1 protein-coding gene is annotated in these 1323 nt (G+C 42.0%); it reads right to left on the minus strand.

The features are described from left to right. Positions 1 to 1308, minus strand: a protein-coding gene (locus BLV00_RS21535) for an IS3 family transposase (protein ID WP_245729039.1) whose coding sequence is annotated in 2 segments (ribosomal slippage) — positions 1 to 867 and positions 867 to 1308 — 1309 coding nt annotated over the 2 segments. Because the reading frame shifts where the segments join, the coding sequence is not laid out codon by codon here. This gene is flagged as partial in the annotation. Positions 1309 to 1323 lie beyond the last annotated feature (15 nt).

Here is a 1323-nt window from a genome sequence, read left to right on the forward strand (position 1 = left end):
GGCTTTTCCCCTTTAATCTGAACTTGGTTCTTGTATGGTTGTAGTAGTGAATATAGGTTTCAAGCTCTTGTTTGAAATGATTAACACTGGAAAACTCCTTATAATAAAGAAGCTCTGATTTCATGATTCCGAAGAAGTTCTCCATGACGGCATTGTCATGACAATTTCCCTTCCGGGACATGCTTTGTGTAATATTGTTCTCTTTCAATGTCTTTCGATAGTGAGCCATCTGATAATGCCACCCTTGGTCAGAATGGATAAGAAGCTCATCGTCTTCTTTCACACTTTCAAGCGCTTGATCCAACATCTCTTTAACAAGGGAATACCTGGGTCTAGACGCAATGGTGTACGTAATGATTTCACCGTTAAACAAATCCAATACAGGGGAAAGATAGAGCTTTTCACCGAATAAACGAAACTCTGTAATGTCGGTGACCCACTTTTGATTCGGCCGATTGGCTTGGAAATCACGGTTTAAGATGTTGTCGGCTACTTTTCCGACTTTGCCTTTATAAGAGTTATACTTCTTCATGCGTACCTGGCATCGGAGGCCAAGCTCTTTCATTAAACGGTAGACTTTCTTGTGATTGATGTTGTACTTTTTTGCCTGTAAGATTTCGGTGATTCGTCGATAACCCATTCGGCCATCATGCTTTCTGTAAATAAGTTGGATCCTTCTTTTCCACTTCCGATCAGGATCAGGTCCGTTCAACTTTGAAATCAGATGGTAATAGGTGCTGCGGGAAAGCCCCGCCACCTTCACAAGCTTCTTGACTGGGAAGCTTAGCCTTAGCTCATACACTACTTGCGCTTTTTCTTTTTTGGTGACTGTTCCTTTTTCTGAACTAAGGCCCTCAACTTTTTTAAATAGGCATTCTCCATCCGAAGGTATTCGAGCTCCTTCATGGCGTCGATGGATGGTTCGTTTTTCTGATTATTCTTCTTTTGGGATGACATCAAGACAGGCCCCTTTCCTATGGATTCAAGGGCATCGATATCACCAGTTTCCCACTTTTTCTTCCAACGACGGACCATGGAGAAGTGCGGAATATGGAAGAGTGCCGACGCCTCTCGAATCGAGTAATCCGACTCTTTAATAAACTGAATTACCTTCAGTTTAAAGGCTGACGGGTACTTTGTATAGGGAAAGTCAAAGGCCTTTTCACCGTGATAATTGTAGAGTTTGACCCAGTAACGAAGTGAAGATTCATCTATACCAATCTCTTCACCTAATTCACGGTAGCTTATGCGCTCTGTGTAATATCTTTTAACGGCTTGGTGTTTTTCTTCTCGAGTAAATCTTTTCATACACGCACCTCCTAT

Source organism: Thalassobacillus cyri (assembly GCF_900107755.1).
Lineage (GTDB): Bacteria > Bacillota > Bacilli > Bacillales > Halobacillaceae > Thalassobacillus > Thalassobacillus cyri.